The sequence below is a fragment of the Hymenobacter daeguensis genome (genome assembly GCF_054780555.1).
Window position 1 is genome coordinate 19,379 of record NZ_BAAGWC010000039.1, and the last position, 15,379, is coordinate 34,757.

Consider the following 15,379-nt stretch of genomic DNA (forward strand, 5'->3'; position numbering starts at 1 on the left):
GAAGTATTCTGATACGATACTAATAAAGCCTAGCTAGCCCCTGCTCGCAGCTTTCTATATACCTCAGCAGCAATGTATTTCACTGCCACGCCGCGCAGCTTTCCGCTGCCCAGTACCCGGCTAAACACTTCCTCGTTACCCTCCATGCGCTCCAGAAAGAGGGATTCGAGCATTTTTTCCACCACTTGCGTGAAATCAGGCAGGTTATTAGCCTGAGCTACTTCACGCAGGCGGCTGCTGGCTACTGCTGTTTCGGCCACTTGCTCGAAAAACAGTTGGTCAGCCAGCGTAAACTCAGTTCCGAACCGCTCATTGAGTCGGTCAATCAGCTCCGAAAGGTTCACCACCTGCTCTCGTCGCTCGGCGGTGCCTACCGCGCCTGGTCCGTAGAGGGGAGTTGGTTCGCCTACCCCCAGCGGAATGCTGCCTTCGCTCACCTTTTCGAGGCGGTAGTATTTTAGCGCTACGTCGTCATCGGCGCGGTAGCGCGGGTCGCCGTCACGGCGCGGCAGCTTCGTGAGCAAAAAACGGGCATACACGTGCAGCTTCTCCAGACCCGAGTCCTGATAGGGGATAATCTGAGCCAGAAAGGTGTAGAGGTTGCGGAAGCTAACGAGGTTGCTCTTGAACAGCACTTGGTCGGCTGGTGGCAAGGCTTCAAACCGCGCTACTGCCTGGTCCAGGAGCGCATTTATGCGCTTGTGGTCCTGTGCGGAGGGTTCCAGCGGCCCGCGGCGGTACCATACTTCGCACAGGGCCGTTACTTCTTCGGGCTCCCACACGCGGGCCTCTTCCAGTCGATGCTGCAAGGCATACAGCTGATGCGGGTCGGGCTCATCACCCCGTTCGGTCGTTTCGTAGTAAGGCTTGAAGGCATTGAAAATCTCCTCCCGCTCATTCACAAAGTCGAGCACGAACGTGTCCGTTTTGCCATGCGCCGTGCGGTTGAGCCGGCTCAGTGTCTGCACAGCCTGGATGCCGGCAAGGCGCTTGTCTACATACATTGTGTGCAGCAAAGGCTGGTCAAAACCAGTCTGATACTTATCGGCCACTAGGAGCACCTGGTAGTCATCCGACGCAAACCGGTCCGGCAGCTCGCTTTCCCTCAGGCCGTCATTCAAGCCGGGTTCGGTGTAGCGGGTCCCAGCTAAGTCAGGGTCTTCCACAGTGCCCGAGAAGGCTACCAGCGAGCGAATATCAGTGTAGCCCTTCTCCTTCACGTAGGCATCAAAGGCCAGCTTGTAGCGCACGGCGTGCAGGCGCGAGCTAGTGACCACCATGGCCTTGGCCCGTCCGCCGATGCGGTGAATGACATAGCGCTTGAAGTGCTCCACTATCACTTCTACCTTTTGGGCAATGTTGTAGGGGTGCAGGCTCATGAAACGGGCCAGGCCCAGCGCTGCTTCCCGTCGCGGTAGCTCAGGGTCATCCTGCGTGCGCTTCACCAGGCCATAGTAGGTCTGATACGTGGTGTAGTTGGCCAGCACATCCAGAATGAAGCCTTCCTCAATGGCTTGCTTCATCGAGTAGTGATGAAACGGGGCTTTTCCATTAGGGCCCGGTTCATCAAACACGGCCAGAGTCCGAAACTTGGGCGTCGCCGTGAAAGCGAAGTAGCTGATGTTGGGCTGGCGGGGCCGCCGCATCAGGTCGCGCAGCAGCGCCTGCCGGGCTTCCTCACTAAGCTCGTCTTCGTCCAAGTCGAGCAGCTGGCTGGCCAGTGCCGCTTCTATGCCGTCCTGGTTAAGAATCTTGCGCAGCTCCTGCGCGGCCTCGCCGCTCTGGCTGCTGTGGGCCTCGTCCACAATCACGGCAAAGCGCCGCCCCGCCGTCTGAATGCGGACAGCCGGACCCTTTTTCGCCAGGGTATTGAGTGCCTGCGCGATGTAGGGGAACTTCTGGATGGTGCTGATAATAACGGGCACGCCCCCGGCCAGCGCTTTGGCCAGCTGCTGCGTGTCCTCATCAATCTTCTGCACCACGCCCTGCTTGTGCTCAAACTGATAGATGGCATCCTGCAGCTGCCGGTCAAGCACCCGCCGGTCGGTTATCACCACCACCGTGTCAAAGACTCGTTCGTCCTGCGCATCGTGCAGGCTAGCCAGCCGGTGAGCAAGCCAGGCAATGGAGTTGCTCTTGCCCGAGCCTGCCGAGTGTTGCACCAAGTAGTGTCGGCCCGCGCCTTGGTCGCGAGCCGCCGTTACCAGGGTCCGCACGGCTTGCAGCTGGTGGTAGCGCGGAAATATCAGGGTTTCCCGCCGCACGATGCGCACTACCTCGTCAGCACCGCGCACCTGGTGTTCGGTGGTTTGAATGTGAGCAAAGCGGGCGATGATGTCCATCATCGAGTCGCGCTGCAGCACTTCATTCCATAGGTAGGCGGTGCGGTAGTCACCATCTGCCGACGGTGGGTTGCCGGCTCCGTTACGGTAGCCTTTGTTGAAGGGGAGGAAGTACGTGTCGGGTCCGGCCAGCCGGGTGGTCATCCACGCCTGGTCCGGGTCGAGGGCAAAGTGAACCAGGGCCCCCGACTTAAACCGAAACAGTGCATCCTGCGGATTGCGGTCGGTGCGGTATTGCTGTTGGGCGTGTTCGTAGTTCTGCCCGCTCAGCGGGTTCTTCAATTCTATGGTGGCCACCGGCAGGCCGTTGAGGGCTAGCACTACGTCCACGCTCTGGCCTGGCCGGCCAGGGCTGGCATGTACTTGCCGATGCAGGCGCAGGCGGCTGAAGGCGTAGTGCTTCTGCGCATCCGGGTTCAGCTGCGTATTGGGCTTGAAAAAAGCCAGCCGCAGGGTTTTGCCGTAGCACTTGAAGCCCTGGCGCAGCACGTACAGCAGCCCCTTCGCTTCAAGCTCCTTGCCCAAAGCATCCAGCACTACGGTAGCCCGGGTTTCACCCAGCAGCCGGCCTAGATACTCCCACCGGGGCACCTGGCTCTTGGCTAGAAAATCGAGCACATCCTCCGGAAACATTCCCCGCTCGGCGTCGAAGGTGGAGGTGCCAGCCTCGTAGCTACCACCTTCGTACACGAGAGCTTGCTCGATAGCCGTTTCGAAACTGATTTCCCGGTGTATCATGCTGCCTCGGCCGTTACGGCGGCGCGCACGTCTATCTGGCCGGTTACTGCGGCGGTTATGAGTGCTGCGCGGTATTCCTGAAAGCGTTTTACTGCTTTTTCGGCCAAGGCAATAGTCTTATCGATTCGCTTTAAAACTGGCCGAATACTTTCCATAATCTTCGCTTGCTCAGCGAGTGGCGGAATAGGTATTTGTAGATAAGCATACTTTTCAGCGCTAACATTCTGAATGGTAGCTTGAATAAAGATGCTCTTTATCCATTCCCAATAAATATGTGACGAAAGGAAAAGCGAGACAAAGTCGGCCATTACTGACTTGTCAAGGCGGGCACGTATCAAATAGCCAGCAAAAGCAGCCGTGCCCCAGGACTTTTCATATTTGAAATTCTTGCCAACTGTGGCACCGCTTCGTGCCAATAAGATGTCACCTTCCTTAAGTAAGTATGGCTCGGCTATTTCTGGCGGTAAAGACTTGAATGTTTCATCCTTTAGTTTGCCATTAGGCTTCACATCGGTTATTCTTACAAATCTTGGGTGGTCAGGGTCTTCGAATTCGGCCACTTCGTTGGCACCGTATTTTAGTGACTCCGTCAGAATATATTTCAACCGCTTTACCTCCCAATGGGCGGGCATTTCGCTCAGCCAAGCCACGCCCGAGGGCCGGCGCGGGGCGGCGGCATCCAGCCCCTGCGTCACAGCTTGAGTTATGAGTGCCGTTCGCTTCTCTGCCAGCAGACGCAACAAACGATGCTGCCGGGCCAGCAAAGCATCAAGGCGGGCCGTTTGCTCGTCGAGGAAGGCCACAATGGCATGTTGCTCATCCAGTGGGGGCAGCGGCACTTGTAAGTTGGCAATGGTATCCTGCCCGATGTTTTGCATCGAACCACTTGTGCCAGTGGCTTCGCATTCGTAATGTGCCCGTGCCGCTTTTGAGCGCAAGTAGTTTACTAGAAAACGCTTGTCAATCGTGTCGTTCACGCGCAGCCGGTAAAGCTTATCACAAAGCAGAAGCTTTGTAGTCAACTTATCTACAATGCCAGCACTACCAAGTAACTCGCGCGTATTTGCCCGGCTGATGAGAATATCGCCAAGTTGAATTTGGTATTCAGTGCGCGGTTCCAACTCAGCAGGCAATTGCTTGTTTTCTTGTGGATTGAATGCGTTGCCATTTACGCAGCCAACTTTCAATACGCCCCATTCATCACCCTCTGCAGGGTGGTTATTGCACTGTGGCGACCAGCCTTGCTCAATGCCTTCAGCCAAAAACCGTAGCCGTTTTATTTCCCAATGCGCGGGCACTACTGGTACCCAGGGAAGTCCGGTTTTAGTTGTCTTTACGTAGACGGGGTAGTTCATACTTTTAGTAAGCGCTGCGGTAAATCAATTTGTCTGCCTCTTCGCTTTTTAGTTCTACATCTTAAGTAGACCGTAGCAGAAGAAGACTATTTGTCTCTATACTACCTCACGCAGCAGTTCTAATATTTCTGTTTCTAGTTCTTTGATATTGCTTTCTATAGCCGGAAGCGGCCGTGGTGGCGCATAACTGTAGAAATGGCGTGTCAGAGGTATTTCGTAGCCTAGACGAGTTTTGGAGTAGTCTACCCAGGCATCAGGCCAATGGGGAATCACCTCCCGCAGGAAATAAGCTTCGCAGTGAGGCTGCACCAGATGCAGCAAGTCGGTTGGGTCGGCATCCTTCGTATAATCAAAGGGCAACTTAGCTGGCAGGCCAGCGGGTAAGGGTACCAGTTCGGTATCGCGTAATTCGGCATCGGCTACGGGTGCCCCGTTGCGGCTGCGAATGATATCGGCTTTTGGGTCGCGTTGCGAAAGGCCAGCCACAAGTACCTTCTTTTCTGAAAGGTCCAGCTTAATCTTTTTCTTTTTGTCCGCATGCATGCGGCCAACAACTGCGTCCAACTCAGCCTCAAAGTCAGCTTGATTACGGAATATCCGGCCATCCTCGAAGCTTTCTAGCACCCTCAGTAAGTACTCTTGATGTAGCTGGCCATGATACACTTCTTCATCGTGGGCATGAGTTCCAGGCTTCTTCTTACTTGTCGCTAGCTTCTTAAACTCGTTGTGTTCTTTCAGTTGGGCTATTCGCTCCTCGTTTACCTGGAAGTTGAGGCGTAGCGGCCGTTCCACCGTCAGCCGCAGATAGCCAAACTCGTAGTTGTCGAATATTTTGCTGCACACCCGCTCCTTGCCATCTACCATTGCGGTGCCGCCATCCTTGTTTTCGGCATACAGGCGCGTGATTTCCGCCAGCTGATTGGGCCGCCCCTCTGTGCCATCGCCAATTTCATTGCGCTTGTTGCCGAGGCTCTTTTTCATCTTCACGTAGTGCCCCGTCGCGTCAATGAGCTGCACTTTGCCTTGGCGTTCAGCCGGCTTGCGGTTGCTCACCAGCCAGATGTAGGTGTAGATGCCCGTGTTGTAAAACAGCTGGTCGGGGAGAGCCACCACGGCATCGAGCCAGTCATTCTCGATTATCCAGCGGCGCGTATTGCTTTCACCCGAGCCCGGCTCCCCCGCAAACAGCGGCGAGCCATTGAATACCACGGCGATTTTTGAGCCTGGTCCCCCTGCATCCGGGCCAGGGTGCCGCTTGCTCAGCATGTGCAGCAGGAACAGCAACGCTCCATCGGAAATACGGGGCAGGCCTGGCCCGAAGCGGCCCGAGAATCCCAGCTTCCGGTGCTCATCTTCCACCGTCTCCTTCTCGGGCTTCCACTCCACACCGAAAGGCGGGTTGGCCAGCATGTAGTGAAACAGCTGGTCGGCCAGCAAGTCACCACCGCCCTTCTTCGTGCCCAGCGTGTTACCGAACTTGATGTTGTCAACGGGCTCATCTTTAATGAGCAAGTCCGAGCAGCAAATAGCGTACGATTCCTCGTTGTATTCCTGGCCAAACAGAGTCAGCTCTGCCTCCGGATTCTGCGCCTTAATATGCTCTTCTGAGATAGAAAGCATCCCGCCAGTGCCGCAGGTGGGGTCATAAATGGTACGGGCAATACCGCGGCGGTAAAGCTCCTCGTCACCGGTATACGCCAGGTCGGCAATGAGGCGAATTACCTCGCGGGGCGTAAAATGGTCCCCCGCTTCCTCGTTGGCCTGCTCATTGAAGCGTCGCACCAGTTCCTCAAACAGCTGCCCCATGTGGGCATTGTCGAGCGTCGACGGGTGCAGGTCAATGTTCGCAAACTCCTTGATGATAAGATACAGCCGGTCCTTCTTATCCAGCTCTTCAATCTCCGCCTCAAACTTAAACATCTCGAAAATCTCGCGCACCTTGGGCGAGAAACCCTGAATGTAGTTGGTCAGGTTTGCGGCAATATTCTCCGGGTCATCCAGCAGCTTCCGGAACGTGAAGGGGCTCACGTTATATAGTGGGGCCTGCTTCCGGGTAGGGTCAGCCACGCGGGCCAGTACCGGCCGCATCGCTGGCTCCGACATGCTCTTGGCCGTTAGGCGGGCAAACTCCGCCAGCACAGCATCCTTGGTAGGCTCCAACACGCAGTCGAGGCGGCGCAGCACTGTGAGCGGCAACATCACCTTGCGGTATTGGGGTGGGCGGTAAGGTCCCCGCAGCTTGTTGGCTACGGTAAAAATGAAATTGGCTATGTCGGACATGGGTACTTCTCGGCTCAGGTATGGCCGGTTATGGCTGGTAGTCGGATGGGATGGGAGGAGCGCTGCTGGTAAGTGCTTTTTATTCCGAAGGCGAACCGTCCGGAGCAGGAAACTCGATTGAGGGTGCCTCAGCCTCACGGCTCACCTGCTGAGTTATGTCAGCTAGTGAGGTTTTGCGTCCCCTTGGTGAGCCAGCGGCCGGCGCTTTAGCTCTCGGGGCTGCGGCCTTTGAACCTTCCTTAGGTGCAGCCGCTTTGCGGCCCCCCTTGGCCGTAGACTTGCTGGCTATTGGCTCAGTTGCTTGATAACTGGCAGCTTCGTGAGTTATGCCAGTTTCGTTTTGTGGACTAACGGGTGCTGCACTAGATGCCGGCTTTTCATCAGTCATCCATGGCAGCTGTTGTGATGCGAATAGGTCAGGAGCCTTCGGCTTTAGGGGAGCAACTTGTAACTCAACAGTTACAGCAGGCTCATCGGGCCGAATTTCTGCAGGTCGGGGCGCAGGCGTGGTATTCGGCACTTTGAAGGTGATAGGTGCTTTAACAGCCGTATCGGGCTTGGAATCAATGTTATTGACTCGGGTAAGTTTTCGCCCGTTATCCTGGAATAAGGGGATTTGCATTACCTCGTAGTAAGCCCCTGAAATCTTATCAAAAGTTAAAAACCCACCTAATAGCTGTAGGGCAACCCTTGTTTCGGATGGATAATGGTCGGCCGTTCGACGAATTACCTCCAGTAAAGTTCTACTAAACTGATATTCCTCAGTGGCAAACTCTTGTCGAAGTTTCAGATAAAGGAAGGCGCTTAAGTACTTCCGCAGTCCATTACTTGGGTCAGTTAATGACTGACGCAACTTCTCGGCCCACTCAACTTGTAAAAGCAGTTGGGTTACTTTTTCACGAGCAGAAGCCACTTTGTTGGCTTCCAGTGCTCTGTAAAATCCCGTTGCTTCAAAGCCGTTATCGTGTCCTCGGTTACCATCGCGCCCGCTTAGGCTGCGATAGAACACTACACATAGGTCATATAAGTAGCCGTAATCGTTTTTGGGGAAGGGCTCATACCGGTCATAGGTAATAAGATGCACCCAGAACGAGTCGTCAGATTGAATTTCGCGTCGCCCGAGCCGTATTGCAACAGCCTTCGCTACATCTTGTAATAACTCTTCATCAAGACGCTCATCGGGGAATCCGGCAATTTCTAGAAGTGCTTCGCTTCCCAACCGGGTCTCGGACGTCAATAAACGCTGGTCGGCCTGTTCTGCCACAGACTCAAACACCGCGGGTTGACGCTTAATGCGAGGGTCTAAACGGGACGCCAGCAGTTGTCCGGCTTGTGTAGTAAGTGGATACAGACGCCGGACGTGCGCAATGTTCAGCCTGATATTTCCGCTCGCAGTAGGCTGCTTATTCAACTCCGCAGCCAAGGTATCAAAAGCTGCTTGGGCCACTGAGCTAAGTTGTGGATAGCGTGCACCCATACTAGGGGCACTGGCTATTTGTAGAGAAGTCTTGCTCTGCTCTGGCAATTCAATGTCCAACAGAACTACCTCATCAGCTGTACTAAAGGCTGGCATTTTAGCCAGTAGGTTTGCCTTTGGTACATCAGGGTGCCCTGTGGTTGAGTCCCTTTCATAAGGGACCCACTCGTCGGAGCTGACCTCAATGAAGCCAAATTGATACAGCAGGTTAAAGCGAAGCCTGTATATAGGCAGAAGGGCGCGTTGAGCAGCCATAGATTAGAAGTCGTAAGTAGCAGCCTGTGGTTGAGCAGTTGCTGTTGGTGCATCTGTTATTTCAAACATGGTGCAGTCACCGGCCAACGTGTCCACCATGCTACTGCGAGTACCGCAGTAAGTCAGAACCAGATTTTTGCGGCTACGAGTCATAGCCACCATGAAAAGCGTCTTGTCTTTGCCACCACCGTTCAAGTGCAAGCCTGCCGATACCCATGGCAAGTACACATTTTCGTAGTCCAACCCTTTAGAGCTGTGATAGGTCATGACCGCTACCCGATGGTTCGTATAAGCTCCATCGAGAGTGCCAACCCCGTTGCCGATGTATTCGAGCTTGATACCTTGTGCTTCCAGATGCCGGTTCATGGCCGCAAAATCCTCGTTTTTGCCCCAACGGTCAGGAACAACGGCCCAGGCAGGTTTGCCATTGAGCGTCAATATGGCGTTGCAAAATGCTGCGATGTTCTCCCGGAAAGGCAGCAGTATAACGGTCGACTCGCTTGCTTGAGCCCGCTTGCTGGACTCACGCCATACATACTTGATTTCTCGGGCAACATCGTTGGTATAGCCCAAACGTACCTGTACATCGAGCTTGGTAGCATCACGACGGGCCCCGAGGATAGTGCCGCCAATTAGGCTGCTGACCATCTTAATAATGGACCGTGTCAATCGGTAAATCGTCGGCAACTCGTGAGACTGCCCGCCCAGCAGATTCCCTATCTCCTCAGGCCTCACTACCGGCTCACGGGTTTTGGGGTCGCGGTCGTAAATTGACTGCTGCGAGTCGCCCGCCACAATGACCCTCTTTGCCTTATTCCGCAGCAGCGTTATCATGCTGGATGGCAAATCCTGTACTTCGTCACAAAACAGCAAGTCAAACTGCTGACTGGTATTTTGCAGTTCGTAGTACGTCATTACGGGTACCTGAATACCAAATTCTTTCTCTACCCCAAGCTCATTAAGGCCGGTTCGTATCAAATCCACTAATGCCCGTGTGAACAGCACGACGCCAACTTTCAGATTCTTGTTTTCAACAAGCTTATCACGAAGGCCGTGTACCAGCAGCACTGATTTGCCACTACCAGCGTGCCCCTTTATCCAGACGTTGCCGCTACCACCTCTAATGTGGCGCGTAATCAACTCCTCCTGGTCGCTGTCCAGCTTCGTGCGTTGAACCATCCATTTCATAAGCTTGCAGAGTAATAAAAGGTGAAGGATTATAGTTTTGCCAAACCGGTGTTATCACGCAGCTGAGCCAGATTTTCGTCGTCGTACAGACCCTTTTCCTGCCGTGTAGGTGCGCTGCTTTCTACCCGTTCGGCTGTAGCCTTATCGCCCAAAATTCGCGCGCAGTCAGCCAGCCGATGGTAGTCGTTTGAACCTAGTGTACCAGCCTCAAACCGGGCATTGAAAATGTCAAATGCTTTTTGCACCAAGGGCCGACCTCGCCCATCTCCGCGTTTCATGAGGTGTTCCCCATAGTAGTGAGGAGCATAAGGGTAGGAGGGGTCCATGCGCAGTACTTCCTCCATTAGCTCCTCGTACCGCGCCGGCTTAGTATACCGGAAGCTCATCGCCAAGTTGAATGCAGTTACTGGAGCCGGGCTACGTAGGTAAGCTTGCTCGTACCAGTGCTGGCCCTTGTCGCGATGGCCTGCCATATCGTAGTGGTAGCCAATATTGTTGTGGTAATCATTGGTTGGGTACAGCTCCTGTATAAGCTCTAGGGTCTCTGCTGCCCGCAAATGATTGTCTGCAAACTCGTAAGCTTGAAAAAGCTTATACAATGTGCTCTGAGCTGGTTTCCCGCCTTGCTGCTCGGCCGCAATGTTGGCATTACGTTCCGCCTGGTAAAGCATCCGCTCGGCGGTGCTCAAGGCCCGGTTCGCAAACGGATTCATCGGCTCTACCCGCACCACCTGCCCATTGACAGTGGCTTGCACGTGCACAAGCTTGTCAGCACTTATGCTACATTCCAGCCGAATGGGTGTTCCGGCTTTGAATGGCTGATTGGCTGGCGCGAATACCTTGAGCACCTGTAATACCTTGTCTGTGCTCGATACGCAGATGGGAATTTCAATCTGCGCTTGTCCATCCCGTTGAGTCACCAGTTCGTCCAGCACCACCGGTTCGCACGGTATGCGGGTGCCAGCCTTAACCAATACCTCTGGTTGGCCGCCCTTGGTCACTATTAGCAGTGGCTCACTGACAATCGGCTGAATAATGTTCTTGCCGAAGCCGTTGTAGATGAGAGAATGAATTGCTGCTCCTGCCGCCACGTGCGTTTGCAGGTCCTGTGGAATTATCAGCTCCGAGTCATCGAAGTAAGCCGCTAAAGCTTGTTGGATGTAAGGGTTTTTGGCACTGCCGCCAATCAGCAAAACATAATCGACTTCTGACTTTGCTAGCCCCGCTTTTTTCAAAGCCGACTCGACAGGACTAAATATGCTGACAAACTCATCTTGGCCTTCCTGACGCGCCGTAGTGCGCCCTGCCTTGCCCGTAAATGTCCCCATCAGCTCTCTAAACTCCCGGTAGGACAAGCGCGGTTGCTTGAGAGTTAGCTGATGTTTGGGAAGAAAAACTTCAATTGGAGTTCCCAATGTCACGGCCGTCTCACTACCCGCTACCATTGGTAGTTCAGACGCCGTCTGCATCTCCATTGCCACTTGCTTACAGAGGCGAATTTTTAGTTCTTCCGCGGCCTTCAGCAACCGTGGCAAGATGCCCTTGTTGATTTGTGGAGTGCGAAAGTCTTTTATGCTAACGCCATTTTCTTCCAGCAGCTGTGGCAGTAGCACCCGCAGCGCAATAAGCCGGTCCACGTCATCTCCTCCCAACTTCTCAAACCTGGAGATGGCCAGGTTTTTAGAGTACGTACCCTGCAGGGCGGTACCTACTTCAAGGACGGAAACGTCGCAGGTGCCGGCCCCAAAGTCGAAGACGAGTAGATGGATTGGATAATCGGGAGTTAGCAAAAGTTGGGCACCTTGCTCCGTTGCCGTGCTGGCTACTAGGTAGCTCAGGAAAGCCGCATTAGGCTCATCAATCAGCGCTTGCGAGCCGAGCTTGATACCCGCTGCTGCGAGCGAGTCAAGTAAATCTCGCCGTTGATTCGCTTCAAATGAAGCCGGTATGCTCACTGCGTACTCAACCTGTGGCCGACTGCCTAGTTTGTCTAGGTGCTGGTCTAATTGCTTTTTTAGATAAGTGAAGAAGACCGTTGCCGCATCTGTCGGCTTCAAAATGGTCGCCACCGGGTGGTTGCGCTTCAACTCACTGTTGAAATATTTTGAGCCAAGGTCTTCACCCAATTCCATTTTGAAGGAGTACCAGACGTTAACTCCCCGCTTGAGCTGATGCTTTAATTCTGCCGCTCCATTTCCTATCAACAGCTTCTCCCCATGCCATGCAATAACTGAAGGCAGCTTGTCTGCAGACTCGGTGCCGATACCATCCGCCTGCAACTGCTCCGTCCAAACTGGCTGCACCTGAATCGGTGCATCAGGTCCCCCCATTAGTTGTGCTACGCTGATGACAGTAGTAGAGGTGCCAAAGTCTATTCCCACAAAAACCTTCCCCGCGGTTGTTCCACTTTGGCCGATGCCTGCATTCCGCACGGCCGGAAATAAGCTTTGGATGGTAAGGGCAGTAGCAGTAGAACTCATAGCGTATTGGAAAAGGCAACTAATGTAAGAAAAACAATCTTCATAGGTGCCTAAATAAAGAACAGCTAACTAAGCCTTGGCAAAAACTGCTGCCGCCCCTTAAGTTGTTTTCGGAATGACACCACCTCAAATGCCTCGGCTGTGAGCTGAATAGACGATTACTTTACATGGGCCTGAAGAATAAATTCGTCCAACACATCCCGATGCCTCGGGACTCGTCGTGCGGTCGCCTCGTCTAGAGCCAGCACCTTGGCCACCTAACAGCTGGTAATTTCCTTCCGGCGTCACCAGCATAGTAATTTGGGTAGTGATTTAAATTGTGGTGTCGTTACAATGGTCGTGGCAATTGATGTGCACGCAATACATGGTTCAGCACTTGTAGAACGAACACGTTTTGTGCACCAGCACCGGGCAGCGCTGGTGCAGCCAGCAGTTCAAGCCTTCGGCCAGATTAGTCGGACCTTTGCGCAGGGTGGGCCGATGTGGCCAGTCGGCACATCCGCTGCATAAGCGGCTCAGGCATCGTTAAAGACGCGGGTGTGACGGCGGTAGGCTGGCGGTAACGCAGCCCACTAGCGCCATATAGTGGACTAGCCCTGGCTGCCCACCACTCAAGCTATCACCCGGCGGGAGTTACGGGCAACGGCCAACCATAGCCAAGCTTTGTGTCGTTTGTGCCCTATAAACGACCATTGCTCATCCAGTTCCAGCCAAGGATGCCGCCGTACGGGCCGAGTTGGGGCTGCTTTCTTGGGCCAGCTTGGCTACGGTCATACGCGGGACCTTGTCAGGCGCACGATGGCCCGTTGCGAAACGCGTGCAGTAAACAAGGCCTCGACCTGCGCGTAGCGGGTAGCGTGGACCGGACCAGCGGGGCATAAGACAGCTTGGGCTAGCAAACCCAACAGCGGTACTGGGCATACCTATTCAAACTGCCGTGGTGCCATAACTCCGGGCTGCCACATTGCTGCAGGTTTTCGATTCTGTTATCATAAGCTAAAGCTGAGCACACCATAAGTAGAACACCACTAATTTGCCCTACTATGTCGAGCTCCATTGTCCTCGGTCATAAACGGGTTTCGATTCCATTATCACCGAGTAATCCATTGCAATAATGCCACCCAGTTCGCCTTAGCTAGCTCTGGGCATATCTGCACACCATTTCTGTTATTTTAGGCCCAGCTATACGGGATTGGCTACATAATTCTACTTGACCGGAAGTTTTGTGTCCCCTAAAGTGTCCCCTGAAAACCGAAAAACCCCGCCTGCATACCGCAAACGGGGTTTAAAGTGGAGATGCAGGGATTCGAACCCTGGTCCAGACAAGGAAATCAACGTGCTTTCTACGTGCGTATCTATGCTTGGATTTTCATGGCGGTACAGGCGCACATCAGGCCTTTGCACCGCCCCTAGCTGCAGTTGGGTTTCGCCCCCGAGTCACAGCTCCTCGAAGGCTATTTTCTACTTACGACGCGCCGAACTCCCAGGTGTAGAAACTTACCCGGGCGGCACGATGGCAATTACCTAATTCTGAACTAGGCAGCCATGGCGTACGAATAGTCGCCAGTTGATTGTTGATAGATTTTTTGACAGGAGAGCTTCCATCAACTCCTGGCACGCTTACCCGCAATTTGCGCAAGCTGTCAATTCCGGTCATCCCCAAATGGTAAAGAACGAGTCCCGCCGTTGCCTCGAAAGGCTAAGCGGGCCGCGAAGGTACGCGGTGAAATTGAAACGGCAGGGGAGGAGGGAAGGTTTCCGGTCCTCGTCTGTCATCCTGAGCGCAGCGAAGGACCTTATCACGGCTGAACGATGCATAGCAAGCCCTTTGTTACCGGTAAAGCTCGGTGAAATTTTTACTGCAAACTGTGCCAGCGTGATAAGGTCCTTCGCTGCGCTCAGGATGACAGACGTGGTCAGGCCGCTTCCAAAGCCGCCCGTTTCGGGGTAACTTTGTAGAGAGAACTTATGGATAATTTCGTCGTTTCGGCCCGCAAGTACCGTCCTTCCACGTTTCGCAGCGTGGTGGGGCAGCAGCACGTCACCACCACGCTGCAGAATGCCATTCAGAGCCACCACCTGGCCCAGGCGTTCCTGTTCTGCGGCCCGCGCGGGGTGGGCAAAACCACCTGCGCCCGCATCCTGGCCAAAACCATTAACTGCACCAACCTCACGCCCGAAACCGAGGCGTGCGGGCAGTGCGCCTCGTGCGTAGCTTTTCAGGAAAACGCCTCCTTCAACGTGCACGAGCTGGACGCGGCTTCCAATAACTCGGTCGAGGACATCCGCTCGCTGGTGGAGCAGGTGCGCTACGCCCCGCAGGCCGGCAAGTACAAGATTTATATCATCGACGAGGTGCACATGCTCTCGAATGCGGCCTTCAATGCCTTCCTGAAGACATTGGAGGAACCGCCGAGCTACGCCATTTTCATCCTCGCCACCACCGAGCGCCACAAGATTATTCCCACCATCCTGTCGCGCTGCCAGATTTTCGATTTCAGCCGCATCAAGGTGGAAGACATGCGCGGGCACCTGCGCTACGTGGCCACCCAGGAAGGCATCACGGCCGAAGACGACGCCCTGCACCTGCTGGCCCAGAAGGCCGACGGCGGCCTGCGCGACGCCCTCTCGATGTTCGACCAGATGGTCACTTTCGGCGGCAACAACCTCACCTACAAAGAGGTGGTGCAAAACCTGCACATCCTCGACTACGATTACTACTTCCGCCTCGTCGACAGCCTGCTCACCGAAAACCTCTCGGCTGCCCTGCTGCTGCTCGACGAGGTGATGCAGAACGGCTTCGACCTGCACAACTTCGTGGTGGGCACCGCCGAGCACCTGCGCGGCCTGCTCGTGTGCAAAGATGCCGTGACGGTGCAGCTGCTCGAGGTGTCCGACGGCATCAAGCAGAAGTACGTGCAGCAGGCCCAGGCCGCCCCGCTGGCCTTCCTGCTCTCGGCCCTCAACCTCATCAGCCAGTGCGACCGCGAGTTCAAGCAGGCCAAAAACCAGCGCCTCCACGTCGAGCTGGCCCTGATGAAGCTGGCGTATCTGAACGGGGCCGTGCAGTTCGTCCGCGAATTAGCCCCTGCCGCCAACGGCGAGGCTAAAAAAAAAACTAGCAGCCTGAATGGTGCGGGAGAAGCGGCTCCCGTTGTTGTGGCAGCCGGTAGCGGCGGCAGCGGCCCCGCCCAGCCTGCGCCGGCAGCGCCCCCGGCGGCGAGTGCTCCGGCAGCTGCGGCGGCGGCTTATGCCGCTCCGGCC

The 15,379-nt window shown here is 54.8% G+C and carries 8 protein-coding genes and 1 other RNA gene; 1 reads left to right on the forward strand and 8 read right to left on the reverse strand.

What is annotated here, in order from left to right; genetic code table 11:
- Positions 1 to 29: 29 nt before the first annotated feature.
- The 8 genes from ACYVHT_RS22075 to ssrA all read right to left on the reverse strand — a co-directional run bounded on the left by ACYVHT_RS22075 (position 30) and on the right by ssrA (position 13,776).
- Positions 30 to 3,080, reverse strand: a complete 3,051-nt coding sequence (locus tag ACYVHT_RS22075; RefSeq protein WP_460557340.1) for a type I restriction endonuclease subunit R — start codon at positions 3,078 to 3,080, stop codon at positions 30 to 32.
- The gene (locus tag ACYVHT_RS22080) at positions 3,077 to 4,435 is read right to left on the reverse strand and encodes a restriction endonuclease subunit S domain-containing protein (RefSeq protein ID WP_460557342.1); all 1,359 of its coding nucleotides are present in this window, start codon (positions 4,433 to 4,435) and stop codon (positions 3,077 to 3,079) included. Before ACYVHT_RS22080 ends, ACYVHT_RS22075 begins: the two co-directional genes overlap by 4 nt.
- Before the next feature lie 96 nt (positions 4,436 to 4,531).
- Positions 4,532 to 6,715: a type I restriction-modification system subunit M gene (locus ACYVHT_RS22085; RefSeq protein WP_460557344.1), complete on the reverse strand. Its 2,184-nt coding sequence runs from the start codon at positions 6,713 to 6,715 to the stop codon at positions 4,532 to 4,534.
- Positions 6,716 to 6,794: 79 nt separating this feature from the next.
- Positions 6,795 to 8,447, reverse strand: a complete 1,653-nt coding sequence (locus ACYVHT_RS22090) for a hypothetical protein (protein ID WP_460557346.1) — start codon at positions 8,445 to 8,447, stop codon at positions 6,795 to 6,797.
- 3 nt (positions 8,448 to 8,450) lie between these two features.
- The gene (locus ACYVHT_RS22095; protein ID WP_460557348.1) at positions 8,451 to 9,635 is read right to left on the reverse strand and encodes a DEAD/DEAH box helicase; all 1,185 of its coding nucleotides are present in this window, start codon (positions 9,633 to 9,635) and stop codon (positions 8,451 to 8,453) included.
- 29 nt (positions 9,636 to 9,664) lie between these two features.
- Positions 9,665 to 12,115: an Hsp70 family protein gene (locus ACYVHT_RS22100; RefSeq protein WP_460557350.1), complete on the reverse strand. Its 2,451-nt coding sequence runs from the start codon at positions 12,113 to 12,115 to the stop codon at positions 9,665 to 9,667.
- A 611-nt stretch (positions 12,116 to 12,726) separates the two neighbouring features.
- A complete protein-coding gene (locus tag ACYVHT_RS22105; RefSeq protein WP_460557356.1) occupies positions 12,727 to 12,825 on the reverse strand; it encodes an IS1 family transposase in 99 nt (32 codons plus the stop codon).
- A 578-nt stretch (positions 12,826 to 13,403) separates the two neighbouring features.
- Positions 13,404 to 13,776: a transfer-messenger RNA gene (gene ssrA / locus ACYVHT_RS22110) on the reverse strand.
- A gap of 307 nt (positions 13,777 to 14,083) precedes the next feature.
- Here ssrA and ACYVHT_RS22115 point away from each other — a divergent pair.
- Positions 14,084 to 15,379, forward strand: a 1,296-nt coding sequence (locus ACYVHT_RS22115; protein WP_460557352.1) for a DNA polymerase III subunit gamma/tau, incomplete at its 3' end; no start/stop codon positions are given.

What these genes read in the sequence shown, in the direction of transcription:
- ACYVHT_RS22095 (WP_460557348.1), bottom strand. Translation starts at nt 9,635, where the DNA reads ATGAAATGGATGGTTCAACGCACGAAGCTGGACAGCGACCAGGAGGAG.
- ACYVHT_RS22080 (WP_460557342.1), bottom strand. Translation starts at nt 4,435, where the DNA reads ATGAACTACCCCGTCTACGTAAAGACAACTAAAACCGGACTTCCCTGG.
- ACYVHT_RS22085 (WP_460557344.1), bottom strand. Translation starts at nt 6,715, where the DNA reads ATGTCCGACATAGCCAATTTCATTTTTACCGTAGCCAACAAGCTGCGG.
- ACYVHT_RS22100 (WP_460557350.1), bottom strand. Translation starts at nt 12,115, where the DNA reads ATGAGTTCTACTGCTACTGCCCTTACCATCCAAAGCTTATTTCCGGCC.
- ACYVHT_RS22090 (WP_460557346.1), bottom strand. Translation starts at nt 8,447, where the DNA reads ATGGCTGCTCAACGCGCCCTTCTGCCTATATACAGGCTTCGCTTTAAC.
- ACYVHT_RS22075 (WP_460557340.1), bottom strand. Translation starts at nt 3,080, where the DNA reads ATGATACACCGGGAAATCAGTTTCGAAACGGCTATCGAGCAAGCTCTC.